Raw genomic sequence first — 25,929 nt, 5'->3', positions numbered from 1 at the left:
TGGGGTTCTAGCCGTTCAGGCGCCGGCTGGCAGGGAACCGACAACCAGCTTCTCGATTGCCGCCCCGACACCGAGCAACCACCGAAACGCCCGATGGGCCTTCAGGGGGGCGGCCGATGGCGTTGCCACCACCCCTGCCAGCGGCTGCGCTCCCACTTGCCGCTCTCACTGGGCGCCAGCTCCGGGCACAGAGCCCAGTGCCGGGGTCGCTCCGCGGCCGGCAGGCGCTCACTCAAGTGTCTGAGTCCGTCGAGCAGAGCCTGTCGAGCAATGGAGTCGCCGCAACCATCGGCAGGTCGAACCAGCGCCACCAGCTGTGTCCCCCAGAGCGGATCGGGGGTCGGCAGCAGCAGCAGGTCCGCGAGAGGCAGGGCTACGCAGGCGGCCAGCTCGCGCAGGCGCTGGTCGACGCGACCCGGGAACACGGTCTCCCCACCACTGGTGATGGCGTCATCCAGCCGTCCGAGCACCTCAAGGCCCTCGGGGCCGAGACGGCCGGAATCGCCGCTGCGCCACCAGCCATCCCCGGCCGCCAGGCGATGGAAGCGACCCTGCTGCAGCCAGCCGGGGCTGAGGCGCGCGCAGGCCACCTCGATCGCCCCCGTGCCGGGAGCCAGCCGCAACGCCACGTCGGCGAGCGCCGCACCGCAGCCCGGAGCACCGGCCAGGAAGCGCTCGGGCGGCAGGGCGCAGACCATCGCCGCCGTTTCGGTGGCGCCGTAGCAGGGGGCCAACCGCATCCCATGGCGGCGGGCGGCCTCGGCCTGCCCGGGCAGCAGCGCCGCCCCGCCGACCCAGATCACCGCCATGCCCTGCAGCCAGCGCACCCCGGCCGGATCGGCCAGGAGCCACTGCAGCTGGGTGGGCACCAGCGAGATCAGCCGCGGCCGGTCATCGGCGGGGGGAAGGGCCGGGAGGCCTTCCGCCAGGGCGTCGGGCTGCCGCAGCAGGGCCGGCGGCACCCGCACGCAACGCGCTCCCCAGGAGCGGGCCCGCACCCAGGGCATCAGACCGCTCAGGTGGTGCAGCGGCAGTGGCGTGAGATGGCAGACATCACGTGGATTCAGGCCCTGCAGCCGCAGCCACGCGGCCGTGGCGCCTGCGGAGCCCTCCAGATGCCGCAGGGGCTGCAGGCACCAGCGGCGCGCACCGCGGCTGCCGCCGCTGCCCACCACCACTCCCGGTCCCGCGGGGACACCCGGCCCCTCGGGCAGGCGCTGCAGGGGGTCGAGCTGACCGGGCGGAGTGGCCGCCTGCCGCCACTCCGGCAGCAGGGCCCGGCTCACCAGCGCGGCCCAGTCGCCCCGATCCCAGATCGCGTGGAGCCGGTCGATCGGGAGTTCGGGCGAGCCGGGAGCGTCGCCGATCAGGGTTCTGAGGGCGCTCATGTCTTGGCCTCCCCCGCCGGCGCCTGGCCCGCGCCGGACGGGGGCCCGGCGGCGCGCCAGACGCCGGCGGGATCGACATCGAAGAGCCCTCCCCCATCCGGTGTCCAGCCGGGAGCCAGGCCGGGTGCCGCGGGCGTGGGGCCTTCGGCCTGCCTCCGGGCCAGATGGAGCAGCCAGCGGCGCCCGATGCCGGTCTCCAGATCCGTGCTCAGCATCAGCCGCGGTGCGCCACCTCGAAGCGCCTGCAGCAGGGGTCTGGGATCTCCCTCCCGAGCGGGGCGCCGCACCTGCCAGCCCCGCCAGCGGGAGCGCAACCCTGGGCTGGCCTGCAGGGATTCATCCAGGGCCACCGGCAGGACTCGGTCGAGTGCCTCGAGCCCGGCCAGGTCCCCGGCGGGCAGTGGCTGCTCCAGCCACTGGAGGCGGGGCTCCTCCATCAGGCGGTCCGCCCAGGCGTGGGCGGTGGACCGGTCCCAGCCACCGTTGGCATCCAGGCGGAGGCGCGCCTGCGCCGGCAGGCAGGCCAGCAGCCGCTCCAGCAACCGCCGTTCCTGGTTGTCGGAGCCGGCCGCCACCTTCCATTTCACGGTGGGAGGCCAGGGGAACACATCGACCGCGGGCAACGTCTCCAGCCACTCCTGCAGCGCCGGCAGCATGGCCTCACCGGCCGGCAGCAACGCGGCGGAAGCAGCGACCGGCCCCGCTCGCTCGGGCGCCGGGGCGCTCAGATCCTCACCATCCAGCTCCGCCAGGGCCGCGCCGAGGGCAAAGGCCAGCGGTCCCTCCCGACCGGCCAGCCAGCGGTCCAGCGCCTCGCGGGAGCAGCGTCCATCACCTGGCGGAGCGAGTGGCAGGGGAGCTCCGGCCTCGAGCAGCCAGCCCGCCTCCCCCCAGCCCAGGCGACCGTCGCCTGACGCCACGCGCAGCAACCAGCCGCGGCGCTGAGCCCACACACCACCGGCCGTGCGCATCGGTCGGGACAGAGGCCAGCGAAACGGTCGCCACTGCAGCTCCAGGGCGTCCTCGCTCAAGGCCGCAGCAGCTGGGGACTCCAGGGGGCCAGCGCCAGGCCCAGGCTCAGGGCCAGCCCGTTGAGGGTCTGGAAGCGGAGGGCCAGAAACTTGCTGTCGGTGATGCGCTCGGGCTGACGGTGATGCAGGCGCAGCAACCGGATCAGGCCGCTGCCGGCCGGCAGCGCCACAACGGTGGCCAGAGCGGTGAGGGGCCAGTGGCCCGCCAGCACCGGAGCCCACTCCAGGGCGAGGGTGAGGGCGATGAACCAGGGCACCAGGGCCGCGGCCCGGCCGGTTCCGAGACGCACCACCGGTGAGCGCTTGCCATGGGCGGCGTCGCTCGCCACCTGGTGAAAGTGGGAGCAGAACAGCACCAGGCTGGTGGCCAGGGCCGGGCCGCTGCCCAGCTCCAGCGCCGGCCGCCAGGGGATCGCAGTGCCGTGAGCCTGCGGATCCAGCACCATCAGGCCCGCCGCCGTGGCCAGCGGCCCGAAGGCGAGCCAGCAGAGCGGTTCTCCCAGGCCCCGATAGGCCAGCCGGAACGGGGGGCCCTGATAGAGGTAACCGAGGCCGCAGCAGCCCAGCACCAGCCAGAACACCTGCAGCGAACTGGTGAGGGCGAGCGTCAGCATCAGGGCCAGGCCCAGCAGGAGGCAGGCGTTCGACCAGAGGGCCACGGAGGCGGCAGCACCGGTGAGGGCCACCAGGGAATGGGGCTTGGCCTCCCCGTCGACGCCGGTGCGGGCATCGAACACGTCGTTGGCCAGGTTCTCCCAGGCCAGCAGCAGCACGGCCGCCAGGAGGAATCCGGCCAGATGCACCCTCGACACCGGCAGGCCGGCCCCGAAGCGCCAGCCGGCCGCCAGGAGCACCGGCATCACGGCCACGGCATACATCGGCCACTTGACCGCCGCCCACCAGAGATGGCGACGGGTTGGGGTGCTCTCGTGAAGGCTTGCGACGACCTGGGGGTCAGGCATGGGTCCGGGCCGCGCACGCTGGGATACGGCCCATACATTTGAGCAGCTTCACAGGCGTCGCCAGGGATGCAGGCCGGCCCCAGCTTCCAGGACCTGCTCCAACGTGCCCTCGCTGCCGAGCGTGCCTTGCTGGGCAGTCGTGCCGCCAGCGGCGATCGGGTGCTGAGCCTGGCGCTGCCGGTGCAGGGTCTCGACCCGCTGGCGGCGCTGCCCCGCCTGGCGCCGCAGGAGCCGTTCCGGGTGCTCTGGGATGGGGCTCCGGGACTCAGCCTGGCGGCCGCGGGCCGCGTGCAGCATCTGGAGCTGAGCGGGCCGCGGCGCTTCGAGCTGGCCCAGCGCTTCGCCGATCTGGCCCTGGGCCGGTTGTGCTGGGAGCGGGCCGATCTGCCGCCGCAGGCCCGGCCGCGGGTGCTGCTGGCCTTCGCCTTCTTCTCCGAGCCCGGGACCGGCGAGGGGGTGCCCGGCGTGCAGGCGGTGCTGCCGCGCTGGCAGCTGAGCCGTCAGGGTCGGGCCGGCTGGCTGCGGCTGCAGAGCCCTCTGGACGGGCGGCGTTCGGCCCGGCACCTGGCCGAGGAACTCTGGGAGATGGCGGCCCGGCTGGAGGCCGGCGGACCGGAGGTCGCCGGCAGCAGGGAGGAGAGGGCCTCGGTCATGGCCCCCCAGCGCCTGGGTGGCGCTGATGCGCTCTGGCAGCAGGAGTACCTGCAGGCGGTGAAGCGCGCTCTGGAGCTGGTGGAGGACGGCTCACTGCACAAGCTGGTGCTGGCGGTGCGGCGCAGCCTGACGATTCCCGGTGGCCTGCATCCGCTGGGCCTGCTGGAGCGACTGCGGCGCCAGCAGGCCGGCAGCTGCCGCTTCCTCTGGCAGCGCCACCGCGGCGATGCGTTCTTCGGCGCCTCACCGGAGCGCCTGCTCACGGTGCGCCAGGGTCTGCTGCGCAGCGACGCCCTGGCCGGCACCGCCCGGGCGGGTGACCCGGGCGAGGCCCTGCTGCGCTCGGAGAAGGACCGTCGCGAGCACGCCCTGGTGGTGGACACCATCACCGATCTGCTGCGGCAGCAGCAGTTGCAGCCCCGCTGCCCGCGCCGACCAAGGCTGGCGCGCCACGGATCGCTGGTGCACCTGCACACCCCGATCACCGCCGCCATCAGCGGCCGATCCCCCCTGAGTCTGGCGGAGGTGCTGCATCCCACCCCGGCAGTGGCGGGCCTGCCCCGGCGGGCCGCGATGGACTGGCTGCGCACGCTGGAACCGTTCGAGCGGGGGCATTACGCCGCACCGATCGGCTGGATCGATGGCGAAGGGGACGCCGAACTGCGGGTGGCGATCCGCAGCGGCCACCTCCGGGGGGACCAACTGGAGCTCTGCGCCGGGGCCGGTCTGGTGCGGGGGTCGGTGGTGGAGCGGGAGCTGCAGGAGGTGGCGATGAAGCTGGCCGTCCTGACCCGCGGCGATGAGGGGGCTCAGCCGGCTCCGAGATCCGTCAGCAGCCGAGCGATCACCTGATCGGCCAGGGGCTGGGCGGCCAGCCGTTCCACCTCACGGATGCCGGTGGGGCTGGTGACATTGATCTCACTGAGCCGGCCCCCGATCACGTCGATTCCGACGAAGAACAGCCCCTCGGCCTGAAACGCCGGAGCGAGCTCAGCGCACAGCTCCCGCTCCACCGGGGTGAGGTCGCAGGCCTCCGGCGAGCCGCCCAGGGCGAGATTGCTGCGGAATTCCCCCTGCATCGGCCGGCGGTTCACCGCGCCCAGCGGTTCACCGTTCACCAGCAGGATGCGCTTGTCGCCTTCGGCCACCTGCGGCAGGAAGGCCTGGATCAGCACAGGGAGCTGCTGCTGCTGTGTCACCAGTTCCAGCAGCGCCCGCAGCCCGGGGCTGCTGGCTGAGGTGCGCACCACCCCCTGGCCGGCCCGCCCACCGAGCGGCTTGAGCACCACCTCGCCATGCTCGTCCGCGAAGGCCTTGAGGGTGGGCACGTCGGCGGCGATCAGCGATGGCGCCATCCGCCCGTGAAAGCGCAGTGAGCCCACCTTCTCGTTCCAGGCCCGCAGGGCGGACGGGCGGTTGATCACGCGCACGCCGGCCCGTTCGGCCAGATCGAGCAGATGCGTGGCGTACAGGTAGGCCTCGTTGACAGGCGGATCCTTCCGCATCCAGACACTGCCGAAAGCGGTGAGATCCAGAGCCTCCGGTTCCCCCAGCCGGACCCACGGATCGGGCACCTGCCAGGCCCCCTCCACCAGGGGCATGGGCTGGAGATCCGCCGGACGGGCATGCACCGAGCAGCCGGCACCGCGGCTGAACAGATCTGAGGGTTGCGCCACCCAGACCTGCAGGCCGGCCCTCTGGCCGGCCTGCATCAGGGCCACGCTGGTGTCCTTGGCGGGGTTCAACCGCTCGAGCGGATCGAGCAGGAAAAGGTGGCGCATGACCACGCGGCAGAGCGCCGAATCATGGAGCATGCCCTCCGGCAGAGGTCAGGCTCCCGCGAGCAGGGGGTCCAGACGGCCGCTGCGCTCAAGGGCATGCAGATCGTCACAGCCGCCGATGCCCCGGTCGTCGATGAAGATCTGAGGCACGCTGCGGCGTCCGTCAGCGCGCTCGCTCATGGCCTGCCGGGCCGCCTCGTCTCCATCGATGGCGTACTCCTCGTAAGCCACCCCCTTCTGATCCAGCAGCCCCTTGGCGCGGATGCAGAACGGACAGCTGCGCCAGGTGTAGATCTCCACGCGAGCGGACATACGAGAGAAGCGATCAGGGCCGGAACAGGTCGGCACCCTACCGGCCATGGCCGGCCGGCCTGCGGCTGATACGGTCATTTCACTTGAACGGAATGGGCAGCAGGGTGCTCGATCTCACCGACTTCAAACGCGATCTCTCCGAGCTCACCGAGCGCCTGGGCCATGCCCAGGACTGTCTTTGACGTACCGGCTCTGACCGCACGCCAGCAGGATCTCGAACAGCTGGCCTCCCAGCCGGACTTCTGGAACGACCAGCAGGCGGCCCAGAGGCAGATGCGTCAGCTCGACGATGTGAAGGCGCAGCTCTCGCAGCTGAGTCAGTGGCGTGCCGTGGTGGAGGACGCCCGCGCCGGCCTGGAGCTGGCGGAGCTCGAGCCCGACGACGACCTGCTCGCCGAGGGACAGCAGGGTCTGGACCGGCTGAGGAATGAGCTCGATCGCTGGGAACTGGAACGTCTGCTCAGCGGCCCGCACGACAAGGAGGGTGCCGTGCTGACCATCAACGCCGGCGCCGGCGGCACCGACGCCCAGGACTGGGCCCAGATGCTGCTGCGCATGTACAGCCGCTGGGCCGAGGGGCGCGGCATGAAGGTGAGCGTGGATGAGCTCTCCGAGGGGGAGGAGGCCGGCATCAAGAGCGCCACGATCGAGATCGAGGGCCGCTACGCCTACGGCTACCTGCGCAATGAAAAGGGCACGCACCGCCTGGTGCGAATCTCGCCGTTCAACGCCAACGACAAGCGTCAGACCAGCTTCGCGGGTGTGGAGGTGATGCCGATGCTGGAGGAGGAGGTCGACATCGACATCCCCGACAAGGATCTGGAGGTGACCACCTCACGCTCCGGCGGCGCCGGCGGGCAGAACGTCAACAAGGTAGAGACGGCGGTCCGGATCCTGCACATCCCCACCGGTCTCGCGGTGCGCTGCACCCAGGAGCGGTCCCAGCTCCAGAACAAGGAGAAGGCGATGGCCCTGCTCAAGGCCAAGCTGCTGGTGATCGCCCAGGAGCAGCGGGCCGCCGAAATCGCCGACATCCGAGGCGACATGGTGGAGGCCGCCTGGGGCAACCAGATCCGCAACTACGTGTTTCACCCCTACCAGATGGTGAAGGATCTGCGCACCAGCGAGGAAACCACCGACGTGCAGGCGGTGATGAACGGTGAGCTGGATGCCTTCATCAACGCCCTGCTGCGGCAGGGGGTGGACCGGCCCGGCGAAGATGGCGGCAGCTGACGCTCGCCCTTTGCCGCCTCAGGAATCCGCCGGCACCCCTGTCGCCGAGACGGAGGTCGCCCCCCCGCCCAGCTTCACCAAGCTCGCCATGCGCAACATGGTGCGCAAGGGCCGCCAGAGCCTGCTGCACTTCGGCCTGACCGCCGCCGGCTTCATCGGCTTCATCCTGCTGGTGGCCTGGATCGGCCGGCCCTCCCTGCCGCAGTGAGCCGCTCCGATGCCGCCCATTGAGCTGGATCTGGCCTTCGTCGCCGGGCCCCTGGCCGAGGCGCCGGAGACGCCGGAGAACGGTCCGGCCGGCCCCGATCCGGCGCTGCGCTCGGAGCAGGCCTGGATGGAGCTGCTGAGCCACTGGCTCGAGGCCCTGCAGGGCCGCCTGCCCGCGCCGCTGCGCGCCGGGGGCTACAGCCTCGGCCTGCACCTGGTCGACGACGCGGGCATCGCCGAGCTGAACCACGCCTGGCGCCAGCGAGAAGGCCCCACCGATGTGCTCTCGTTTCCGGCCCAGGACAGCGGTCCGTCCGACTGGTCCGGTCCGGCCGGGTCTCCTCTGGAGCTGGGCGACATTGTGATCTCGGTGCCCACGGCCCAGCGCCAGGCCGGCGACGCCGGCCATGGCCTGGCGCACGAGCTGCGCTGGCTGGCCAGCCATGGTCTGCTGCATCTGCTGGGCTGGGATCACCCGGATGACGCCAGCCTGGAGGCCATGTTGGCGCTGCAGGATGAACTGCTGAGTGCTCCCCCCTGATGCCGCCTGGACACCAGGGGTATGGTGCGGATCGCCACTCCACAGCGGGCGTGTGCCGATGTCGATGAGCGCTCTCCGTCCGACCGATTCCGCCGACGCCATGCCGGCCCCCGCGCCGGTGAAGGAGCGGCCGAAGAGCCCGCGCCGCCGCCACCCCGGTGCCTGGCGGGTGGCCGGAGACCTGCCCTCCTCGTTTCGCTACGCCGCCCAGGGCCTGGTCTACGGCTTCGTGAGCCAGCGGAACTTCCGCATCCATGTGCTCACCGGTCTCCTCACCTTCAGCCTCGGGCTCTGGCTGCGGGTGAGCGCCGATCAGATGGCCGTGCTGGCACTCACCGTGGCCGCGGTGCTGGTGCTGGAGCTGCTCAACACGGCCGTGGAGGCGGTGGTGGATCTGGCCATCGGCCGCCGCTTCCATCCCCTGGCCCGCATCGCCAAGGACTGCGCCGCGGCCGCGGTGCTGGTGGCCGCCATCGCCTCCCTCCTGGTGGCTCTGCTGCTGCTGGTGCCGCCGCTGATGCTGCGTCTGGGAAGCTGAAAGCGGCGCCCTCCCAGCGGAGCCTCGCTGCACCCCATGCTTCTTGTTCTCGACAACTACGACAGCTTCACCTTCAACCTGGTGCAGTACCTCGGCGAGCTGGCCGAGCGCTTCCCGATCGCCCGGGAGCTGCGGGTGGAGCGCAACGATGCGCTCGAGCTGGAGCAGATCCGGGCGCTCGATCCGGCCGCGATCCTGATCTCGCCCGGCCCCGGCGATCCGGATCAGGCCGGCGTCTGCCTGGAGGTGATCCGGCAGCTCTCCCCCCGGGTGCCCACCTTCGGGGTGTGCCTCGGGCACCAGTGCCTGGCCCAGGCCTGCGGCGGCCGAATCGTGCGGGCGGCTGAGCTGATGCACGGCAAGACCTCGCCGGTGCACCACAACGGCCAGGGCGTGTTCGCCGGGTTGCCCGACCCCCTGATCGCCACCCGCTATCACAGCCTGATCGCCGAGCGGGAGAGCCTGCCGGACGCCCTCGAGGTGACCGCCTGGCTGGAGGACGGCACGATCATGGGGTTGCGCCACCGCGAGCACCCACACCTTCAGGGCGTGCAGTTCCACCCGGAAAGCGTGCTCACCGAGAGCGGCCACGCCCTGCTGGCCAACTTTCTGACGGAGGCGGAAGCCCTCGCCCAGCGCTGCTAGGTTCGCGCCCACACGCGGCCGGCGCAGCGTCCGCCGCGGCTCTGCACGAACCCTCCCCATGCCCAGTCCAGCGACCCGCCTCCGCCGGAGGGTTCCGGCCCTGGCGACCACGCTCGGAGTGGCGAGTGGCCTGGGTCTGGCCATGGGGCTGTCGGCGACTCCGGCTGCGCTGGCCGGCAGCGGTGTGACCATCACCAGCTACGGCCACAGCGCTCTGGCGATCCGGGGCGGCGGCGCGACGGTGCTGATCAATCCCTTCAAGGCGGTGGGTTGTGCCGCCGGCCTGGCCGAGCCGCGCATCAGCGCCGATGTGATCCTGGCCAGCAGCCGCCTGCTCGATGAGGGTGCACCGGTGGCAAGCGGCCGCATGCTGGTGGCCCCGGGTTCCTACCGGGTGGCCGGCCTGGAGATCGAGGGCACCGCGACGCCCCACGACCGGATCGGCGGCCGACGCTTCGGGCAGGCCACCATCTGGCGCTGGCGGCAGGGTGGCCTCACCTTCGCCCATCTGGGCGGGACCGCCGCGGCGCTGAAGCCCGAGGACCAGGTGCTGCTGGGCCGACCCGATGTGCTGATCATCGGCGTGGGCGGCGGCGCCAAGGTGTACAACGGCTCCGAAGCGGCCGAGGTGGTGCGCAGCCTCGAACCGAGGCGGGTGATCCCGGTGCAGTACGTGAGCGGCACCACGCCCGCGCAGTGCGATCAGGAGGGCGTCCAGCCCTTCCTCGATGCCATGGCCGGCACAACGATTCAGCGGCCGGGCCGCAGCCTGCGGCTGCCCGGAACCCTGCCCGAGGGAACCGTGATCGAGGTGATGCGCTGAGGGCGGCGCCGCTGGCCTCGGTTCAGCGATCGGCCTCCCGGTAGGCCTGCCAGAAGCGCGCCATCTGTTCGGGCGTGCCGATGCTCACCCGCAGGGAGCCATCGATCAGGGTCTTGCCGGCCATGGACCGCACCAGAACGCCCTGCTGCCGCAGCCGGGCCTCCACCCGGTCGGCCGGCTGCTGCGGCCAGAGCAGCAGGTAGTTGCCGCCAGCTGCATGGTGCCGCACACCGGCAGCCCCGAGCTGCTCCAGCAGCCAGGTGCGGGCCCGGTGCACCTGGTCCACATAGGCCTCGATGAACCCCGGATCGCGCAGCACCGCCAGGGCGGCCTGCACCGCGAAGGCGTTCACGTCGTAGGGGCCGGTGACTCTCTCCAGCCGATCAATCACCGAGGCATGCCCCAGGGCATGGCCCAGACGCAATCCGGCCAGTCCTGCCGTCTTGGAGAAGGAGCGCAGCACCACAAGATTCGGGCATGCGGAGAACCCTTCACGCCGGGAGAGCACCAGCGGCAACACGCTGTCCCCGGTGAACGCCTCGTAGAGCTCATCGACCACCAGAAGGGTGTGGGGTGATCGCTGGGCCAGCGCCCAGACCAGCTCAGGGGCCAGACGGGTACCCGTTGGATTGTTTGGATTGCAGAGCATCGCAATACGAGCCTCGGGCAGGGCCTCTTCAAAGGCCTGCCGGGGAAACACCAGCCCTGGCATCCGATGGGGGATCGCCACCACCGTCATCCCCTGCATGCGGGCGCACGGTGTGTAGTAACCGAAGCTCGGCGCCGTGATCAGCAAGCGATCGCCTGGTCCGCCATAGGCCTGACAGACCGCATGAATGGCGGCATCGGCACCGTTGAAGAGGCCGAGGTTGGAACGTTCGAGGCGACCCGGACCGAGATCCCCCTGCAGTGCCGGGAGGAGCGCGTCCATCAGAGCGTCGTATTCCGGATAGACCGCGTAGTGCTCGAGTGGGATGGCGCGGATGGCCTCCACCACCTTGGGGCTGGGCCCGACCGTGTTCTCGTTGAAATCGAGCCGCAACATCCCCCGTCGCCCCTCCAGTGGCGCGCTGTAGGCCTGGAGGTCCTCCACCTCGGCCCGTGCGGAAGGGGGGACAGGCTCAGGGGAGATCGGAGAGCGCATCAGCGGCGCAGGGGGGCAGGCGGGGCGGCGACAGCAGCTCAGGCTCCTGAGCTGCGAGGCCATCGGCGGTCTCGGTCGAGGACTCTGTCCACAATGGCTGATCCAGAAGCAGGCACTGGGCATAGGGAGATCCGGGCAACCAATCCTGCTCATGACGAACAGGAGTCCTGGGATCACTCACAAGGCGGAAGGCCTGAAGCTGGCTGAAGAAGAGATCCAGCCGCTCCTGTCGTTCCGCGGAGGGATGCAAGCGGGACTGCGACACCGCCACGGCCTGGACCAGCATCACGCCCAACACCGCCAGGACCATGGTCGGCGCCACAGCTCTGCCCAATCGGGGGACCAGCTGCACGGCGAGAAGCTCCAGACGTTCCCCAAGCCCCATGAGGATCACGCTCAGCAGGGGCAACAGCATCATGAGGGCGTAGTCATGAAAGACAACCAGGTTCTTCATCAACACCAGCCAGAGCAACGAGGCGAGGCCGACAACCGGGACGGCCAGGGCGCGGCGGGAGCGAGCCCCGCAGGCCAGGCGTGGTGCACGGCCCTCCAACAGGCTGCGCCAGGGAGCACGCCCTGAGAGCAGCTGAAGCAGAACCAGGAGCAGAAGCAGGAGAAGCACGACAGGAAGGACCGGGCTGATCCAGTCGCGCAGGTTCTCCAGCATTTCCGGAATCGCACCACCAGTCCAGGCGCTGCGCTGGAGATGCTCCTCCGAGAACCCCCGGCCCGTGAAGCCCAGCCGCCGCTGGGAGGACTCAACAATCGACGTGCGGATCCAGGAGGTGCCGTTGGCGCGAGCCTCCTGGATCACGTTGTACGAGGTGGCGATCGCCAGCAGGGACACAGCCAGGCCGACGCCGGACCATGCTGCGCGAGCCCCAGTGCCGCCACCGGCGTGCGGCTCACGCCGTGAGCGCCACGAGAGAACGACGGCCAGAGCCAGGGAGAAGCAGAGCAGGATCGCCGATCGGCCCACGAGCACACCGACACCCAATGCACCGAGGTAGGGCCAGGCCGGGCGACGCGGCGTTGTGAACACAGCGATGGCGGCCAGGATCACCAACACGTAGGCCAGAAGTGCCGGCTGATCGAAATGAAACATCGACTTGTAGTGCAGCGCCGCGGGGGCACAGGCACTGCCAAGCACGGCAACCACCGCCATGGTCCGGCTGCCACCGAGCTGACGCAGAAGGCTGTACAGCGCGGCCAGGGTGAAAAGAAACAGAGCGTTCATCCACTGCCTGGCGGCGTAGAGATAGGCCGCTGGATCCGTCTCCCAGGGAGAGAGCAGCCAGCGGCTCAACAGGGCAAAGCCGATGGGGTAGCGGTTGAAGTAGTCGAAGTGGGAACCGGATGGCCTGATCCATTCGCAGGAGTAGCCCACCCCACCGAAAGCGGGCAGGCTGTGACGGGCGATGGCCAGCGAGTGGACTGAAACCCAGTTGAAGTGCCCCTTTCGGTAGTGATCGACGATCCAGGGTTCGCTGGCGAGAACGGCAATCGCCACCGCTGTGAGAACCAGGGGCAACCAGGGCAGGCAGCGCCGAGCAGGAACGCCCTTTGCCAAGCGGCCATTGATTGGGCTCGGATCCCGGTGGCTGCTCACATCCGCTCCAGGGTGGCGATGCCCAGCAGGCCCAGGCCGAGTCGCAGCGTGTCGGCCGTCAACCGGCAGAGAGCCAGTCGCGAGGTCCGCGCCGGTTCATCCGCCTTGAGCACGGGCACCTGGTCGTAGAAGCGATTGAACACCTGGCACAGTTCGAACAGGAAGGCGCAGAGACGATTTGGAAGCAAGTCGTGCTCAACCTCCTCGATGACCGCGTCCATCTGCAGCAGCTGGCGCGTCAGAGCCCATTCCTGAGGCTCCGTGAACCGCAGCACAGCCGCGCCTGGGTCCGCCCCCAGATCACCGCCCCGGCGGGCGATGCCGGCGATCCGCACCACGGCATAGAGCAGATAGGGCGCCGTGTTGCCCTGCAGGGCCAGCATCCGATCGAAGGAGAACTGGTAGTTGGTGTTGCGGTTCTGGCTGAGGTCGGCGTATTTCACCGCCGCCAGGCCCACGGTGGTGGCCACGTGGCGGATGAAGGCCTCCTCCTCCTGCCGCTCCTCCTCCTGCAGGCGCCGGCGCAGGTCCGCCTCGGCCCGCTCCACCGCCTCATCGAGCAGGTCCCTGAGGCGCACCGTGTCGCCGGAGCGGGTCTTGAGCTTCTTGCCGTCCTCACCCTGCACCAGGCCGAAGGGCACGTGCTCCACGCTGGCCCCCTCGGGAATCCAGCCGGCGCGGCGGGCCACCTGGAACACGGCGGCGAAATGACTGGCCTGGCCGGCATCGGTCACATAGATGACGCGGCGGGCCCCATCCCCCTCAGGGGCCGCCGCGAAGCGATAGCGGATCGCTGCCAGATCGGTGGTGGCGTAGTTGTAACCGCCATCGCTCTTCTGCACGATCAGCGGCAGCGGCTGACCGTCCTTGCCGGTGATGCCCTCCAGGAACACGCACTGGGCCCCCTGGTCTTCCACCAGCAAGCCCGTGGACCGCAGGTCCTCCACCACCGCCTCCAGAAGGGGGTTGTAGAACGACTCGCCCCGTTCCTCCAGCCGGATGTCGAGCCGGTCGTAGAGGCGCTGGAACTCCCGCCGCGACTGCTCACACAGCAGGCCCCAGGCCTTCAGGCTCAGGGCGTCACCGCTCTGGAGCCGCACCACCTCCTCGCGGGAGGCCTCCTGAAAGGCCGGATCGCCATCGAAGCGCTGCTTGGCCTGGCGGTAAAAGACCACCAGATCGCCCAGATCCACGGCATCGGCGGTGGTGAGCGCGTCGGGCGCCACCTGCTTGAGGTGGGTGATGAGCATGCCGAACTGGGTGCCCCAGTCGCCCACGTGGTTGAGCCGCCGGACGGGATGGCCGCGGAATTCGAGCACCCGGGCGAGCGAGTCGCCGATGATCGTGGAGCGCAGATGGCCCACGTGCATCTCCTTGGCGATGTTGGGGCTGGAGAAGTCGAGGACCACCGGCGCTGCCCCTTCCGCCGGGGCCACACCCAGGCGTGGATCCGCCAGCCGGCGCGCCACCTCAGCCGCCAGGGTCGTGGAACGCAGCGTGAGGTTGATGAAGCCGGGTCCGGCGATCTCGGGCGGCTCGCACAAGGCCTGAAACGCCGGGTCCGCCTGCAGCTGCTCGACGATCGCCGTGGCGATCTGCCGCGGCGCCCGCTTGAGCGGCCGGGCCAGAGGCAGGGCACCGTTGGCCTGGAAATCTCCGAACTCGGGCTTGCTGGCGGGAGCCAGCTGAGGACTCAGGGGCGCTCCCGCCTGACGAGCCGCCTCGCACGCCTCAGGGAAAGCGCGCTCCATCGCCGCACGGAGCTGCTGGTCCAGAGCGTGGGCGATCGAGAGCATGCAGAGGGTCGGTGAATGGTGCGCACCCGATCATCCCCCGGCACCCGAAGCGGACCGGAGGAGCCCCAGCCCGCCGGTCCGGGCCAGCCCTCAATCCGTGAGGCGGAGCGTGAAACGGCTGGCCTCACCGGTGTCGATCTCCTTGAACCCCCCAGTGCGATAACCCCGGGATGAGCAATCTTCATCGCCCACGATCGTGCAGGGTTCGGATGCGACGCAGAAGTTGCGATAGCCACTCCAGCCGCCACCGACACCGAGATGCCTGACAAAGCCGTCGCACACCCACAGGCAGAAGCAGTTGGGGCGTTCCATCTCTGTTGTCGTCTTCAAGCCGGAGACCCGAGGCGGTGCCACCGGAGGCTCACCCCGAAGCCTGGGGCAGCGCCCGAACGGTGTAACGCATGCTCAGATCCAGCCAGCGACTCCGGGTGACGGGCGCGCTGCTCGACACCAGATCAATCCCCGTGGCCCCGTAGGCCTTCAGCTGTTCGGGCGACACACCTGACGCCTCCAGCACCACCGGTGCCCCACCCGGCCGTGAGCCAGCCCGCTGGCGCAGCTCCGGCACCAGCCCCTGAAGCGTCTCCGGGCTGAATTCATCCAGCAGCACCCCGTCGGCGCCTGCGGCCACAGCAGCCCGGGCTTCCTCAGCCGTTTCCGCTTCCACGATCACCCGAGCCGGCCAGGGTGCGGCCTGCCGCACGGCGGCGATCGCCTGGGCCACACCACCGGCCCAGGCCAGGTGGTTCTCCTTGAGCATGGCGGCATCGTCCAGACCGAGGCGGTGGTTGCAGCCGCCGCCGCAGCGCACGGCGTACTTCTCCAGCTCGCGCAACCCCGGGGTGGTCTTGCGCGTGTCCGCCAGGCGCACGCCCGTTCCCTCCAGCTCCGCCACCAGGGCCGCCGTGGCTGTGGCGATGCCGGAGAGGCGCATGGCCAGATTCAGGGCCGTGCGCTCCACCGCCACCAGTGCCTCCGCCGGGCCGCTCAGCTCCAGCAGCCGCTGGCCCGCGGCCACGGGCTCGCCCTCGGCCACCAACCGCTTCACGCTCCAGGCCCCATCGGCCTCCGGCAGCAGTTCCCGCAGCAGGGGGTCCAGCAGCACGCCGCCGCAGAACACTCCGGGCGCCTTGGCCACCCACTCGGCCTGCCCCTGCCGGCCACGCACCGCCGGCGCCGAGAGGTCGCCGCGGCCCAGATCCTCCTGCAGCCACTCGGCCAGCTGCAGCCGCAGCCGGGGAGTAATCGCCAGCTGAGGAGACACCACGGGCGACAGGCGAAAAACACTGGAGTCGCATTGTGATGGCGCCGCTTCCATCACTTCCCGATGCAGAAGCGGCTGAAGACCCGCTCCAGCACGGCCTCACTGAGATCGTCCCCCGTCAGCTCACTCAGCAGCGCCAGGGCGGCCCGCAGATCGATGGTCCAGAAATCCCAGGCCAGCTGCTGAGCCGCGGCCTCCAGCGCCCCATCCAGGGCCGCGGCCGCCCTGGAGGCCAGATCCGCCTGGCGGCGGTTCAGGGCCATCTGCAGCCCCGCGCCATCACCGGCACCGCAGCGCTGCAGCAGAGCGGCCACGAAGGCATCGCGCCCGGCACCGCTGAGGGCGCTGATCCGCACATCCGTCTGGACTGGGCCAATTTCGGCAGCTTCAGACAGTGCAGGCGACGTCCCAGTCGCAGCCAGCGCGTCGCACTTGTTGCCCACCACCAGGGGCACCACGCCCTCCGGCAGCTGCTGCAGCAGGGCCTGATCCTCGGGCGTCCAGCCCGCCAGCAGGTCGTAGAGCAGCACCACCACATCGGCCGAGGCCAGGGCGGCATGGCTGCGGGCGATGCCCAGGCGTTCCACCGGATCGCTGGTGGCACGGATGCCGGCGGTGTCGAGCAGGGTGAGGGGCACGCCCTCCAGCACCAGTTCGCTCTCCACCAGATCGCGTGTGGTGCCCGGCAGATCCGTCACGATCGCCCGCTCCTGGCGGGCCAGGGCATTGAGCAGGCTCGACTTGCCCACGTTGGGCCGGCCCACGATCGCCACCGTCAGCCCCTCCCGGTAGCGCTCGGCCCGGCCCGCCTCCTCGGCCATGGCGCGCAGCGCCTGCTGCACCTGCCGCAACGCCGCCACGCAGCCGGGCCCATCGAAGGGAGGCAGATCCTCCTCGAAATCCACCCGCGCCTCCAGCTCCGCCAGCTGATCCAGCAGGCGGGCGCGCTGGGCGTCGATCCGGCGCTGCAGCCCCCCCTCCAGACCCGCCATCGCCAGCTGGGCAGCGCGGCGGCTGCGGGCCGCCACCAGCTGCCCCACGGCTTCGGCGCGGGTGAGGTCCATGCGGCCGTGCAGCACCGCCCGCTGGCTGAACTCCCCCGGGCCCGCCGGCCGGGCGCCGGCCGCCAGCACCAGCTCCAGCACCCGCTGCACGCAGATCAGACCGCCGTGGCAGTGCAGCTCCACCACGTCCTCTCCCGTGAAGCTGCGGGGCGCCCGCATCAGCAGCAGCAGGGCTTCATCGATGCGCTCGCCGCTCTCGGGATGCTCCACATGGCCGTAGAGCACGCGATGGCTGTCCCAGGTCTGGCGCCCCGGGGCGCGGAACAGCCGCCGACCGATCGCCTCCGCCTCCGGTCCGGAGATCCTTACGATCGCCACACTCCCCTGGGCCGGGGCCACCGCCGTGGCGACGGCAGCAATGGTGTCCTCTCCGACCAACCGCAGCACCGGCTCACTCCGGCACCAGTTTCGGCCGCTCCGCCAGGTGCGCCGCTTCACCACCTGGCTGTGGCGGCAGGAGGGCACCCCGGGCCAGCGCGCCCGCGGCCTGGCAGTGGGCGTGTTCAGCGGCTGCTTCCCGTTCTTCGGGCTGCAGACCCTGATCGGCATCGCCCTGGCCAGCCTGGTGCGGGGCAACCACCTGCTGGCCGCGGCCGGCACCTGGATCAGCAATCCCTTCACCTACCTGCCGCTGTACTGGTTCAACTACCGGCTCGGCTGCTGGCTGCTGGGCCCGGGGGCCGGCGGCCTGGACCTGGCGACGCTGCGCAGCGGCGGCCTGGCGGAGGCGGATCTGTGGGAACAGGGCTGGAGCTTCAGCAGCCGTCTGCTGCTCGGATCAAGCCTGGTGGGTCTGGCGGCAGCAGCGGCGGCGGGCGCTCTCTGCTGGTGGCTGCTGGAGCGCCAGGCCGGCCAGGCCGCCGCGGATCAGCAGGGACAGAGCATCAGGTCGATGTGAGAACCGCGGGGGTGGGCCCACTCCCGGAACTCCTCCTCCAGGGCCGAACGGTCGTGGCTCTGGCGGCCCTGCTCCAGCAGGGCGCAGCGCTGTTCCACGTGCTCGAGGGTGTGATCGATCAACTGCGCGGCTTGCTCGGCGGTCATGGCGACATGGGCGAAGGCGGAAGTCCGGACATCCGTGAGATGCGCCGGAGGTGAAAGCAGGGCCTGTTGTCGCAGACGAATGGCCAATCAGCTGTCATGTCTGACACCTGATCCGGGACAAGTCGGGAGAAGCACACCAAAAGGCCGGCAACAGCAGCCCTTGCGATTGACAGCGTGCCAACCAGAAGCCGTCCGGGTTGTATCAAGCAGCGGAGAGGTTTCACCAGAGCCGCATCAGCTCACCAGGGACTGCTCAGCATCGTGAAACCCGCCCAGAAATACGGCAGGGCGGAGTCAGGGCCTGGCGCGTCGTCACCCTTCAGCAGGGAGAGTTGTGCGTCCCGCAGGGCGGCGGCGGTGGTGGGGGCGTCCGGAAGAGCCTGATAGAAGCGGGCCATCAGCCTGGCGGTGGCCACATCCTGCACGGGCCAGAGTGTGCCAATCGCGGCGGGCACCCCCGCCTTGAGAGCCAGGCCGGCGAAGCCGTTCTCCGCGGCTGCATCGCCGACGCTGGTCTGACAGGCCGAGAGAACGAGCAGTTCAGTGCCGGCGGCGTCCCAGGGCAGGGCATCGAACTGATCCAGGCTGAGCCGGGAATCCCAGAGCTGCAGATACGACTCCTGCGGACTGCCGGGCCGGAACTGAGCATGGGACGCGACATGAACGATGGGTCGGCCTCCGGCCACCAGGCGACGCTCGACGTTCGCCCGTGTGAAGGCCTCGTCTCTGAGGATGGTCATGGTCTGGTGTTCCCCGATCGCCTCCAGTTCCCTGGACACGGCCGGCAGCGGCGTGACGTCCGGTGCCTTGAACCGGGACGCCGCCGCCGCCAGGAGACGGGGCGATGCGCGATCGATCGCCCGGGCCTCGATCAGGTTGAACGCCGGAATGCGCGTGAGGGCGTAGCGCTCGATCAGATAGCCCTCGCCGTCGTGCAGGGCCGAGAGCGCCAGGCCCTTGAGGCCGTCGCCCAGGCAGAAGAGCAGCAGGTCGATGTCCATCGCCTCCAGCTCCCCGGCGAAGGGAGCGACGATCCACTCGTGCAGCTGGCGGCCGAGCGAGCGGCTGCTGGCCAGATCGAGCCTGAGAATCGAGGAGTGGAACCGGGCCGCCGTCGGGACGAGCCGTTCATCCGGCACCTCGTACAGGTCGCGCACGATCGGGGTGCCGCCCGGCGGGATCAGCACCAGGTGCAGGTGATCCCCCCGCGGAATGGCATAGAGCAGCGCCGAGCGTTGGCCGCTCTGGCGGCTCATCCGCTCCAGATCGGCGGCGATCCGGTCCGGCTCCTTCTCCACGCTGGCCAGATCCTCCCCGAAGAAGGCTTCGAACTCCTCCTCCCTGTCACGCTCCATCTGCAGGATCTTGGCGCTCAGTCCCGGCGGGGTCTGCGCCCGCACCAGCGGGGGAGCCGGGCCGATCAGGACGGTGCCACCGGCAACCAGCAGCAGGGGGAGCAGACGGTGGCGCACAGCCCGCATGATCAGCCGCCGATACCGGCCCGGCAGAGATCGAGCACATCGGCCATCGAGCGGATCTGGGCCATGGTGGTGCGCAGCTGATCGCCGCTCTCCAGTTCGATGCGGAGGTCGATCCGGGCCGGCTTGCCGGCGGTGGTGCGCACGCGCGCGTCGCTCACGTTGATGCGGCTGTCGGAGAGGCGGGTGAGGATGTCCTTGAGGATGCCGACCCGATCGAGCACATCGATGCGGAGCTGCACCGGGTAGCGATGGCCGGCGGTCGCGGCGCGGGCCGGGTTCCAGCGCACCGGCAGGCGCCGCTCGGCCGGAATCGCCCCGGCATTGCCGCAGTCCTGCCGGTGGATCGTGATGCCGTGGTTGCCCAGGGCCACCGTGCCCACGATCGCTTCCCCGGGCAGGGGCCCGCAGCAGCCGCCCATCCGGTACTCGAGGCCCTCGAGGCCGAGGATCGGGCTGTCGGCGGCGCTGACCGGAGCGGTGCGGGTGGTCTGGCCGGCCGGGGCAGCTCCCTGCTGCAGGCTGCGGGCCAGATCCTCGTTGCTGGGCTGCGGGCTGCTGCTCTCGCTGAGCAGGCGCAGCTCCTCCCGCAGCCGGTTGAGCACCTGATGCAGGGTGACTCCCCCGAAGCCGAGGGCCGCCAGCAGGTCGTCGCTGGCCTGAAGGTTGCAGCGGCGGGCCACGCGCGCCATCGCCTCGCCCTGAAGCAGGCTGTCGAGCCCGCCGCGACCCAGCTCGCGCTCGAGCATGACGCGGCCGCGCTGCATGTTCTCCTCCCGGTGGCTGCGCTTGTACCACTGGCGGATGCGGTTGCGAGCCGTGGGAGTGGCCACGAAATTGAGCCAGTCGAGGCTGGGATGGGCTGATTTGCTGGTGAGGATCTGCACGAAGTCGCCGTTCTCCAGGGCCGTGTCCAGCGGGCAGAGGCGGTCGTTGATGCGTGCGCCCTGGCAGTGGTTGCCCACCTCCGAGTGAATGCGATAGGCGAAGTCCACTGGTGTGGAGTCCTTGCGCAGGCCCACCACATCGCCCTTGGGCGTGAACACGAACACCTCCTCATCGAAGAGGTCCTCCTTGATCGAGGCCAGGTAGTCGCTGTGGTCGTCCTTAGCGCCGTCCTGCTGCCAGTCGAGCAGCTGCCGCAGCCAGTTGAAGCGCTCGGCCTCCGAACCGCCGTTGGCGGGTGAGCCCCCCTCCTTGTACTTCCAGTGGGCGGCAATGCCGAACTCGGCCACCCGGTGCATCTCGGCGGTGCGGATCTGCACCTCGATCGGCCGGTGACGGCCGATCACCGCCGTGTGCAGCGACTGGTAGCCGTTGGGCTTGGGCAGACCGATGTAGTCCTTGAACCGGCCGGGAATCGGGCGGAAGGTGTCGTGCACCACCGCCAGGGCCCGGTAGCAGTTGTCGAGCGAGGGGGTGATGATCCGCACCGCCGCCACGTCGTAGATCTCGTGGAAGGCCTTCTGCTGGCGCTGCATCTTGCTCCAGATGCCATAGAGGTGTTTGGGCCGGCCGCTCACCTCGCACGCATCGAGCCCCGCCGCGCAGAGCCGCTGCCGCAGCAGTTCCACCGTGACTCCCAGACGCTGCTCCCGGTCGCTGCGCTTGCTGGCCACCTCCTGCTGCACCTGGCGGTAGCCCTCGGACTCGAGCACCTTGAAGGCCAGATCCTCCAGTTCCCACTTGAGCCGGCCGATCCCGAGCCGGTTGGCCAGCGGGGCGTAGATCTCGCGGGTCTCCCGGGCGATGCGCTGCTGCTTCTCCGGTCGCAGCGGGCCGATGGTGCGCATGTTGTGGAGGCGGTCCGCCAGCTTCACCAGCACGACGCGGATGTCGCTGGCCATGGCCAGGAACATCTTGCGCAGGTTCTCAGCCTGGGCCTCGGTGCGGTTGGTGAAATGAATGCCGCCCAGCTTGGTGACGCCCTCCACCAGCCCCCGCACCTCGGCCCCGAAGTGGGCCTCGATCTCCTCGGGCGACACGTCGGTGTCCTCCACCACGTCGTGCAGGAAACCGGCGGCGATCACCGAGGGGCCGGCTCCGATCTCCCGCAGCAGATCGGCCACGGCCACCGGATGGGTGATGTAGGGCTCGCCGCTGGCGCGGAACTGGCCCTCGTGCAGCTGGAAGGCGAAATGGAAGGCGGCCGGGAGCAGGGCCTCCGGATCGGTGGGGCAGAACTGGCCCGCCCCCGGCGGCACCTGAATCAGACAGGCCCGCAGCCACTCAGGCAGGGGGATGCCGTAATCGTCCGGAGCGATCTTGCGGCAACCGGCGAGCGGAGCGGCAGGGCGGCCGTCGAGGCCCGCTCCCGCGGCTGTCCGCTCGCTGGCCGCCCCCTCAAGCATCGATCCCTACGGTGAGTTCCATCGTATGCAGCTGGCGCGATCATGCCCACGTCCGCAGGGGCCGCCGCGACGGTCGGCGCGGACACGCCGGTGCTGCAGCTCGAGAACCTGCGGCTCCATTACCCCGGCAGTGCTGACGCCACCCTGAACGGCCTCAGCCTGGAGCTGGGGGCGGGTGATCGCCTGGCCCTGGTGGGCCCGTCCGGCTGCGGCAAGAGCACCGTGGCCAGGGCCGTGATGCAGCTGCTGCCCGCCGGCAGCCGCTGCGAGGGCGGCCTGCTGCTCTGCGGCCGCGATCCGCGCCGGCTGCCCTCGGCCGGGCTTCGGCGGCTGCGGGGGGAAGCAGCCGGACTGGTGTTCCAGGACCCGATGACCCGGCTGAACCCGCTGCTGACGGTGGGCCGGCATCTCAGCGACACCCTCAGCGCCCACCGGCCCGACTGGACGCGCCAGCAGGTGGCCCGGCGCTGCCGCGACCTGCTGGAGCGGGTCGGCATCGGCGCCGCCCGCAGCCGGGCCTACCCGCATGAATTCAGCGGCGGCATGCGCCAGCGGCTGGCCATCGCCCTGGCGATCGCGCTCGAGCCGCCACTGGTGATCGCCGATGAGCCCACCACCAGCCTCGATGTGGCGGTGGCCGGCCAGGTGATGGCCGAGCTGAGCGGCCTGTGCCGGGAGCTGGGCAGTGCCCTGCTGCTGATCAGCCACGACCTGGCCATGGCCGCCCGCTGGTGCGACCGCATGGCGGTGCTCGATCAGGGGCGGGTGGTGGAGATCGGCCCCGCCGCGCGGGTGCTCACGGCCCCCCGGGCGGAGCTGACCCGGCGGCTGGTGGCGGCGGCGCGGCGACGGGAGGGCGAAGGCACCCCCGATCTGCCGGATCGGAGCGAGGCGCCGCGGCCGGTGCTGCAGGTGGAGGATCTGCGCTGCTGGCACAACCTGGCGCCCCTGCCCTGGCAGAGGCAGTGGCTGAAGGCGGTGGACGGGGTGGATCTGGTGGTGCGGGCCGGCGAGACCGTGGGGGTGGTGGGCGCCTCGGGCTGCGGCAAGAGCACCCTCTGCCGGGCCCTGATGGGCCTGGTGCCGATCCGGGGCGGGCGCGTGCGGCTCGATGGGGTGGATCTGGCGGGACTTCCCTCCGGTCGCCGGCGGCTGGCGCGCAGGGGGATGCAGATGGTCTTTCAGGACCCGCTCGCCTGCCTCAACCCCACCATGACGGTGCTGGACGCCGTGGCCGATCCCCTGCGGATCCATGGCCTCGCCGGCCGCAGCGCGGCGCGGGAGCGGGCGCGGCTGCTGCTGGAGCAGGTGGGCCTCAGCCCGGCCGAGCACTTCGGCGAACGGCGGCCGCGTCAGCTCTCCGGCGGCCAGCAGCAGCGGGTGGCGATCGCGCGCGCCCTGATCCTGGAGCCGCGGCTGCTGGTCTGCGACGAGAGCGTGAGCATGCTCGATGCAGAGGTGCAGGCGGAGGTGCTGGCCCTGCTGCGCGGCCTGCAGGAGCGGCTCGGCCTGGCGATGGTGTTCGTGACCCACGATCTGGCCGTGGCCGGCGGCTTCTGCCACCGGCTGATCGTGCTGGAACGGGGCCGGATCGTGGAGCAGGGGCCGGGCGACGCCCTGCTGCAGGCCCCGCAGGCCGCCATCACCCGCACCCTGGTGGAGGCCTGCCCCCGGCTGCCCGTCAGCCCGGCGACCGCCGGCGACGCAGGGCCGTGAGCAGGCGTTCGAAAGCCTCGGGCAGGGGCGCCTCGAAGATCAGCCGCTCCCGGGTCACCGGGTGGTTCAACCCCAGCTGCACGGCGTGCAGCGCCTGGCCCGGCAGGGCCACCGGCAGGCGGCGGCAGCGGCTGTAGGTGGCATCGCCCACCAGGGGATGGCCGATGTGGGCGCAGTGCACCCGGATCTGGTGGGTGCGGCCGGTGTCGAGCCGGAAACGCATCAGGGTGTGATCCCCGAAGCGCTCCAGCACCGTCCAGTGGGTGCGGGCATCGCGGCCCTGCCCCTCCGCCACCACGGCGTACTTCTTGCGGTCCACCGGATGGCGACCGATGGGGCCCTCGATCGTGCCCGCGTCGTCCCGGGGCGATCCGTGCACCACCGCCAGGTACTCCCTGGAGGCCACCCGCCGCTGGATCTGGCCCTGCAGGGCCACCAGGGCCTGCTGGCTCTTGGCCACCACCAGGCAGCCGGTGGTGTCCTTGTCGAGCCGGTGGACGATGCCGGGCCGCAGCTTGCCGCTGATGCCCGGGAGGTCCGGGCAGTGGTGCAGCAGGCCATTCACCAGCGTGCCGTCGCGGTTGCCCGGGGCCGGATGCACCGTGAGACCGGCCGGCTTGTTGAGCACGATGATCGAATCGTCCTCGAACAGCACATCCAGGGGGATCGGCTGAGGCTGCAGGTAGGGCAGCGGCTCCGGCGGCGGCATCCACAACTGCACCGCATCCCCCTCCCGCAGGGGCGTCTTGGCGCGGGCCGCCACCCCGTTGACGCGCACATACCCGGCATCGATGAACTTCTGGATGCGGGCCCGGCTCTGCTCGGGCCGCTGGCTCACCAGCCAGCGGTCGAGACGCATCGGCAGCGGCTTCGGGTAGTGGAGGGTGAGCAGTTCGCCCGGCCCCTCGCCGAAGCCGGTGGCCGGGGGGGTGCTGGCTGTGGGATCCATGCTCACGGCTCTGGATCCGGCGGCGGCCCGGGCTCCGGCTCCCGTTGCGCCGCCGGCTCGGGTGGCCATTCCAGCGCCATCGGCCCCAGCACCAGACGCCGGAAGTCATCGAGCAGGCGCTGGGCCATGCGGGCGGGATCGCCGCTGGTGTGCCGATCGGCGGCCCGTTGCAGCCACTCGGCCCGCTCCCGCGCCGCGGTCGGGCCCGGCAGGCCGTAGCGCTTCTCCAGGAGCGCGGCGGGATCCGGAGCGGCGACGGCGGCCTGCAGCCGATCGAGGCGCGCCAGGAAGGCCAGGGCCACCTGCTCCACGTCGTAGGAGGCCTGGCCGATGTCGTCGCAGAAGGCCAGGCTCAGAGCCGCGTTCTGGTCGTCCAGCCGCGGCGGCAGCACGCCGGGGGCATCGAGCAGGTCGAGGTCCTGCCCGAGGCGCACCCAGCGCAGGCTGCGGGTCACCCCCGCCCGGCGGGCGCTGGCCACCACCCGCTGCCCCACCAGCCGGTTGATCAGGGCCGATTTGCCCACGTTGGGGAAACCCAGCGTGAGCGCCCGCACCGGCCGCGGGCGCATGCCCCTCCTGCTCCGCCGTTCGTTCAGGGCCCGGCCACTGTCGATCGCGGCCTGTTGCAGGGCCTTCACCCCGCCGCCGGCGCGGGCATCACACCAGCAGGGCGGCAGGCCCTGGCCGCGGAACCAGCGGTCCCAGGCCTGCCGGGCGGCCATGGTCACCATGTCGCGCCGGTTGAGCACCAGCAGATGACGCCGGCCCTGCAGCCAGCGCCCGAGGCGGGGGTGGGAGGTGGCGAGCGGGATGCGGGCATCGCGCACCTCGATCACCAGGTCCACCCGGTCGATCTGATCGCGCAGCTGGCGTTCCGCCCTGGCGATGTGCCCCGGATACCACTGGATCGGGGATCCGCTCATCAGGGCACCACCAGCACCGGACACGGGGAGAGCTGGATCACACGGCTGGCGGTGCTGTGTTCGTCCTCCTCGATGCTGACGCCACGGGTGCTCATCACGATCAGATCAGCGTCGATCTCATCGGCCACATCGCAGATCACGAACGCCGGCTTGCCCTCCCGCTCCAGCACCTCGCAGGCAATCGAGGCCGCGGCGAAGGGCTGGCGGGCGCGCTCGAGCAGTTCGGCCACCCGGGCCGGGTCCTGCATCGCTTCGCGCTCGGCCTCCACCACCGCCAGCAGCACCACCCGGCTGCCGTGCTCGCGGGCGAGCTCAAGCGCCCGGGTGCTGGCCTCCGCCGCCTCGCGGCTGCGGTCGATGGGCAGCAGAACCGTGGCGAACATGGCGTTCAGTCACCGACACCTCTCCATTCTTCCTGCTGCTGCCCCGGGGGTCCCCCGGGGCAGGCGCGGGCTGGCGCGCCCGGGGCGGGGGGG

The 25,929-nt window shown here is 70.9% G+C and carries 26 protein-coding genes; 9 read left to right on the top strand and 17 right to left on the bottom strand.

All coding sequences use genetic code 11. The annotated features are described in order from the left end of the window. Positions 1–101: 101 nt before the first annotated feature. From EVJ50_RS11965 to menA, 3 genes are read right to left on the bottom strand one after another with little or no spacing between them, the layout of a single operon-like run. Positions 102–1,388: an AMP-binding protein gene (locus tag EVJ50_RS11965; RefSeq protein ID WP_150884246.1), complete on the bottom strand. Its 1,287-nt coding sequence runs from the start codon at positions 1,386–1,388 to the stop codon at positions 102–104. Further along, positions 1,385–2,359 (bottom strand): o-succinylbenzoate synthase, encoded by a 975-nt coding sequence (locus EVJ50_RS11960; RefSeq protein WP_150885011.1) that lies wholly within the window; start codon positions 2,357–2,359, stop codon positions 1,385–1,387. Before EVJ50_RS11960 ends, EVJ50_RS11965 begins: the two co-directional genes overlap by 4 nt. Before the next feature lie 56 nt (positions 2,360–2,415). Next, positions 2,416–3,381: a 2-carboxy-1,4-naphthoquinone phytyltransferase gene (gene menA / locus EVJ50_RS11955; RefSeq protein ID WP_150884244.1), complete on the bottom strand. Its 966-nt coding sequence runs from the start codon at positions 3,379–3,381 to the stop codon at positions 2,416–2,418. Between the two features lie 66 nt (positions 3,382–3,447). Between menA and EVJ50_RS11950 the strand changes: the two genes are divergently transcribed. Then, on the top strand, positions 3,448–4,887 hold the full coding sequence (locus EVJ50_RS11950; RefSeq protein ID WP_150884242.1) for an isochorismate synthase MenF: 1,440 nt from the start codon (positions 3,448–3,450) through the stop codon (positions 4,885–4,887). Here EVJ50_RS11950 and gshB read toward each other — a convergent pair. Continuing rightward, positions 4,845–5,816, bottom strand: coding sequence for a glutathione synthase (gshB, locus tag EVJ50_RS11945; RefSeq protein WP_150884240.1), 972 nt, complete (start codon positions 5,814–5,816; stop codon positions 4,845–4,847). The two genes, EVJ50_RS11950 and gshB, sit on opposite strands and share 43 nt — an antisense overlap. Positions 5,817–5,864: 48 nt before the next feature. After that, positions 5,865–6,128, bottom strand: coding sequence for a glutaredoxin 3 (gene grxC / locus EVJ50_RS11940; RefSeq protein WP_150884239.1), 264 nt, complete (start codon positions 6,126–6,128; stop codon positions 5,865–5,867). A gap of 104 nt (positions 6,129–6,232) precedes the next feature. On the opposite strand from grxC, the gene prfB reads away from it, so the two are divergent. From prfB to EVJ50_RS11910, 6 genes are all read left to right on the top strand, one after another. Then, positions 6,233–7,361 (top strand): peptide chain release factor 2 gene (gene prfB, locus EVJ50_RS11935; RefSeq protein ID WP_150885010.1). Its coding sequence is split into 2 segments (ribosomal slippage): positions 6,233–6,307 and positions 6,309–7,361, totalling 1,128 coding nucleotides; the frame shifts between segments, so codons are not numbered across the junction. Positions 7,362–7,371: 10 nt separating this feature from the next. Beyond that, entirely contained in the window at positions 7,372–7,569 is a 198-nt protein-coding gene (locus EVJ50_RS11930; RefSeq protein ID WP_225322926.1) for a DUF3285 domain-containing protein, read from the top strand. A gap of 9 nt (positions 7,570–7,578) precedes the next feature. Continuing rightward, positions 7,579–8,109, top strand: coding sequence for an rRNA maturation RNase YbeY (ybeY, locus tag EVJ50_RS11925; protein ID WP_150884235.1), 531 nt, complete (start codon positions 7,579–7,581; stop codon positions 8,107–8,109). A gap of 100 nt (positions 8,110–8,209) precedes the next feature. After that, positions 8,210–8,647, top strand: coding sequence for a diacylglycerol kinase family protein (locus EVJ50_RS11920; protein ID WP_225323205.1), 438 nt, complete (start codon positions 8,210–8,212; stop codon positions 8,645–8,647). Positions 8,648–8,683: 36 nt separating this feature from the next. Continuing rightward, positions 8,684–9,292, top strand: coding sequence for an aminodeoxychorismate/anthranilate synthase component II (locus EVJ50_RS11915; RefSeq protein ID WP_150884231.1), 609 nt, complete (start codon positions 8,684–8,686; stop codon positions 9,290–9,292). Between the two features lie 58 nt (positions 9,293–9,350). After that, positions 9,351–10,115, top strand: a complete 765-nt coding sequence (locus EVJ50_RS11910; protein ID WP_150884229.1) for an MBL fold metallo-hydrolase — start codon at positions 9,351–9,353, stop codon at positions 10,113–10,115. A gap of 22 nt (positions 10,116–10,137) precedes the next feature. Here the strand turns inward: EVJ50_RS11910 and EVJ50_RS11905 are convergent, their stop codons facing one another. The 6 genes from EVJ50_RS11905 to mnmE all read right to left on the bottom strand — a co-directional run bounded on the left by EVJ50_RS11905 (position 10,138) and on the right by mnmE (position 17,370). Further along, entirely contained in the window at positions 10,138–11,259 is a 1,122-nt protein-coding gene (locus tag EVJ50_RS11905) for a histidinol-phosphate transaminase (protein WP_150884226.1), read from the bottom strand. Further along, positions 11,237–12,790 (bottom strand): glycosyltransferase family 39 protein, encoded by a 1,554-nt coding sequence (locus tag EVJ50_RS11900; protein WP_150884224.1) that lies wholly within the window; start codon positions 12,788–12,790, stop codon positions 11,237–11,239. Before EVJ50_RS11900 ends, EVJ50_RS11905 begins: the two co-directional genes overlap by 23 nt. A 74-nt stretch (positions 12,791–12,864) precedes the next feature. Further along, positions 12,865–14,664, bottom strand: coding sequence for an arginine--tRNA ligase (gene argS / locus EVJ50_RS11895; RefSeq protein WP_150884222.1), 1,800 nt, complete (start codon positions 14,662–14,664; stop codon positions 12,865–12,867). 90 nt (positions 14,665–14,754) lie between these two features. After that, positions 14,755–14,976 carry a DUF1036 domain-containing protein gene (locus EVJ50_RS11890; protein ID WP_150884220.1) on the bottom strand — a complete coding sequence of 74 codons (222 nt, stop codon included), beginning with the start codon at positions 14,974–14,976 and terminating at the stop codon, positions 14,755–14,757. A gap of 49 nt (positions 14,977–15,025) precedes the next feature. Next, complete coding sequence (nadC, locus tag EVJ50_RS11885; RefSeq protein WP_225322925.1) at positions 15,026–15,931, bottom strand: carboxylating nicotinate-nucleotide diphosphorylase; 906 nt, start codon at positions 15,929–15,931, stop codon at positions 15,026–15,028. 50 nt (positions 15,932–15,981) lie between these two features. Continuing rightward, positions 15,982–17,370 (bottom strand): tRNA uridine-5-carboxymethylaminomethyl(34) synthesis GTPase MnmE, encoded by a 1,389-nt coding sequence (mnmE, locus tag EVJ50_RS11880; protein ID WP_150885009.1) that lies wholly within the window; start codon positions 17,368–17,370, stop codon positions 15,982–15,984. Here mnmE and EVJ50_RS11875 point away from each other — a divergent pair. Next, positions 17,351–17,890, top strand: coding sequence for a DUF2062 domain-containing protein (locus tag EVJ50_RS11875; RefSeq protein ID WP_150884216.1), 540 nt, complete (start codon positions 17,351–17,353; stop codon positions 17,888–17,890). The genes mnmE and EVJ50_RS11875 overlap by 20 nt on opposite strands. Here EVJ50_RS11875 and EVJ50_RS14710 read toward each other — a convergent pair. The 3 genes from EVJ50_RS14710 to EVJ50_RS11865 form a co-directional block, all read right to left on the bottom strand. Further along, entirely contained in the window at positions 17,860–18,036 is a 177-nt protein-coding gene (locus tag EVJ50_RS14710) for a hypothetical protein (RefSeq protein WP_191964770.1), read from the bottom strand. The two genes, EVJ50_RS11875 and EVJ50_RS14710, sit on opposite strands and share 31 nt — an antisense overlap. A 239-nt stretch (positions 18,037–18,275) precedes the next feature. Further along, the gene (locus EVJ50_RS11870) at positions 18,276–19,517 is read right to left on the bottom strand and encodes a CHAT domain-containing protein (protein WP_150884214.1); all 1,242 of its coding nucleotides are present in this window, start codon (positions 19,515–19,517) and stop codon (positions 18,276–18,278) included. A gap of 2 nt (positions 19,518–19,519) precedes the next feature. Further along, complete coding sequence (locus tag EVJ50_RS11865) at positions 19,520–21,865, bottom strand: bifunctional (p)ppGpp synthetase/guanosine-3',5'-bis(diphosphate) 3'-pyrophosphohydrolase (protein WP_150884212.1); 2,346 nt, start codon at positions 21,863–21,865, stop codon at positions 19,520–19,522. A 42-nt stretch (positions 21,866–21,907) separates the two neighbouring features. Between EVJ50_RS11865 and nikE the strand changes: the two genes are divergently transcribed. Then, positions 21,908–23,581 (top strand): ABC transporter ATP-binding protein, encoded by a 1,674-nt coding sequence (nikE, locus tag EVJ50_RS11860; protein WP_150884210.1) that lies wholly within the window; start codon positions 21,908–21,910, stop codon positions 23,579–23,581. On the opposite strand, the gene EVJ50_RS11855 is transcribed toward nikE, so the two are convergent. The 3 genes from EVJ50_RS11855 to EVJ50_RS11845 are packed head-to-tail and all read right to left on the bottom strand — an operon-like array spanning position 23,547 to position 25,836. Then, positions 23,547–24,530 (bottom strand): RluA family pseudouridine synthase, encoded by a 984-nt coding sequence (locus EVJ50_RS11855; RefSeq protein ID WP_150885008.1) that lies wholly within the window; start codon positions 24,528–24,530, stop codon positions 23,547–23,549. The genes nikE and EVJ50_RS11855 overlap by 35 nt on opposite strands. A gap of 2 nt (positions 24,531–24,532) precedes the next feature. Continuing rightward, complete coding sequence (gene ylqF / locus EVJ50_RS11850) at positions 24,533–25,453, bottom strand: ribosome biogenesis GTPase YlqF (protein ID WP_150884208.1); 921 nt, start codon at positions 25,451–25,453, stop codon at positions 24,533–24,535. After that, the gene (locus tag EVJ50_RS11845; protein ID WP_150884207.1) at positions 25,453–25,836 is read right to left on the bottom strand and encodes a universal stress protein; all 384 of its coding nucleotides are present in this window, start codon (positions 25,834–25,836) and stop codon (positions 25,453–25,455) included. The genes ylqF and EVJ50_RS11845 overlap by 1 nt, the downstream gene beginning before the upstream one ends. Between the last annotated feature and the right edge of the window lie 93 nt (positions 25,837–25,929).

Origin of the sequence: Synechococcus sp. RSCCF101, assembly GCF_008807075.1 — a bacterium.
Lineage (GTDB): Bacteria > Cyanobacteriota > Cyanobacteriia > PCC-6307 > Cyanobiaceae > RSCCF101.
This window is presented reverse-complemented; position numbering and strand designations above follow the sequence as displayed.

What these genes read in the sequence shown, in the direction of transcription:
- gshB (WP_150884240.1), bottom strand. Translation starts at nt 5,816, where the DNA reads ATGCGCCACCTTTTCCTGCTCGATCCGCTCGAGCGGTTGAACCCCGCC.
- EVJ50_RS11905 (WP_150884226.1), bottom strand. Translation starts at nt 11,259, where the DNA reads ATGCGCTCTCCGATCTCCCCTGAGCCTGTCCCCCCTTCCGCACGGGCC.
- EVJ50_RS11915 (WP_150884231.1), top strand. Translation starts at nt 8,684, where the DNA reads ATGCTTCTTGTTCTCGACAACTACGACAGCTTCACCTTCAACCTGGTG.
- EVJ50_RS11845 (WP_150884207.1), bottom strand. Translation starts at nt 25,836, where the DNA reads ATGTTCGCCACGGTTCTGCTGCCCATCGACCGCAGCCGCGAGGCGGCG.
- EVJ50_RS11870 (WP_150884214.1), bottom strand. Translation starts at nt 19,517, where the DNA reads ATGCGGGCTGTGCGCCACCGTCTGCTCCCCCTGCTGCTGGTTGCCGGT.
- EVJ50_RS11875 (WP_150884216.1), top strand. Translation starts at nt 17,351, where the DNA reads ATGGTGTCCTCTCCGACCAACCGCAGCACCGGCTCACTCCGGCACCAG.
- menA (WP_150884244.1), bottom strand. Translation starts at nt 3,381, where the DNA reads ATGCCTGACCCCCAGGTCGTCGCAAGCCTTCACGAGAGCACCCCAACC.
- EVJ50_RS11910 (WP_150884229.1), top strand. Translation starts at nt 9,351, where the DNA reads ATGCCCAGTCCAGCGACCCGCCTCCGCCGGAGGGTTCCGGCCCTGGCG.
- EVJ50_RS11960 (WP_150885011.1), bottom strand. Translation starts at nt 2,359, where the DNA reads ATGCGCACGGCCGGTGGTGTGTGGGCTCAGCGCCGCGGCTGGTTGCTG.
- grxC (WP_150884239.1), bottom strand. Translation starts at nt 6,128, where the DNA reads ATGTCCGCTCGCGTGGAGATCTACACCTGGCGCAGCTGTCCGTTCTGC.
- EVJ50_RS11890 (WP_150884220.1), bottom strand. Translation starts at nt 14,976, where the DNA reads ATGGAACGCCCCAACTGCTTCTGCCTGTGGGTGTGCGACGGCTTTGTC.
- ylqF (WP_150884208.1), bottom strand. Translation starts at nt 25,453, where the DNA reads ATGAGCGGATCCCCGATCCAGTGGTATCCGGGGCACATCGCCAGGGCG.
- nikE (WP_150884210.1), top strand. Translation starts at nt 21,908, where the DNA reads ATGCCCACGTCCGCAGGGGCCGCCGCGACGGTCGGCGCGGACACGCCG.
- EVJ50_RS11965 (WP_150884246.1), bottom strand. Translation starts at nt 1,388, where the DNA reads ATGAGCGCCCTCAGAACCCTGATCGGCGACGCTCCCGGCTCGCCCGAA.
- ybeY (WP_150884235.1), top strand. Translation starts at nt 7,579, where the DNA reads ATGCCGCCCATTGAGCTGGATCTGGCCTTCGTCGCCGGGCCCCTGGCC.
- argS (WP_150884222.1), bottom strand. Translation starts at nt 14,664, where the DNA reads ATGCTCTCGATCGCCCACGCTCTGGACCAGCAGCTCCGTGCGGCGATG.
- EVJ50_RS11865 (WP_150884212.1), bottom strand. Translation starts at nt 21,865, where the DNA reads ATGCTTGAGGGGGCGGCCAGCGAGCGGACAGCCGCGGGAGCGGGCCTC.
- EVJ50_RS14710 (WP_191964770.1), bottom strand. Translation starts at nt 18,036, where the DNA reads ATGACCGCCGAGCAAGCCGCGCAGTTGATCGATCACACCCTCGAGCAC.
- EVJ50_RS11855 (WP_150885008.1), bottom strand. Translation starts at nt 24,530, where the DNA reads ATGGATCCCACAGCCAGCACCCCCCCGGCCACCGGCTTCGGCGAGGGG.
- EVJ50_RS11920 (WP_225323205.1), top strand. Translation starts at nt 8,210, where the DNA reads ATGCCGGCCCCCGCGCCGGTGAAGGAGCGGCCGAAGAGCCCGCGCCGC.
- EVJ50_RS11950 (WP_150884242.1), top strand. Translation starts at nt 3,448, where the DNA reads ATGCAGGCCGGCCCCAGCTTCCAGGACCTGCTCCAACGTGCCCTCGCT.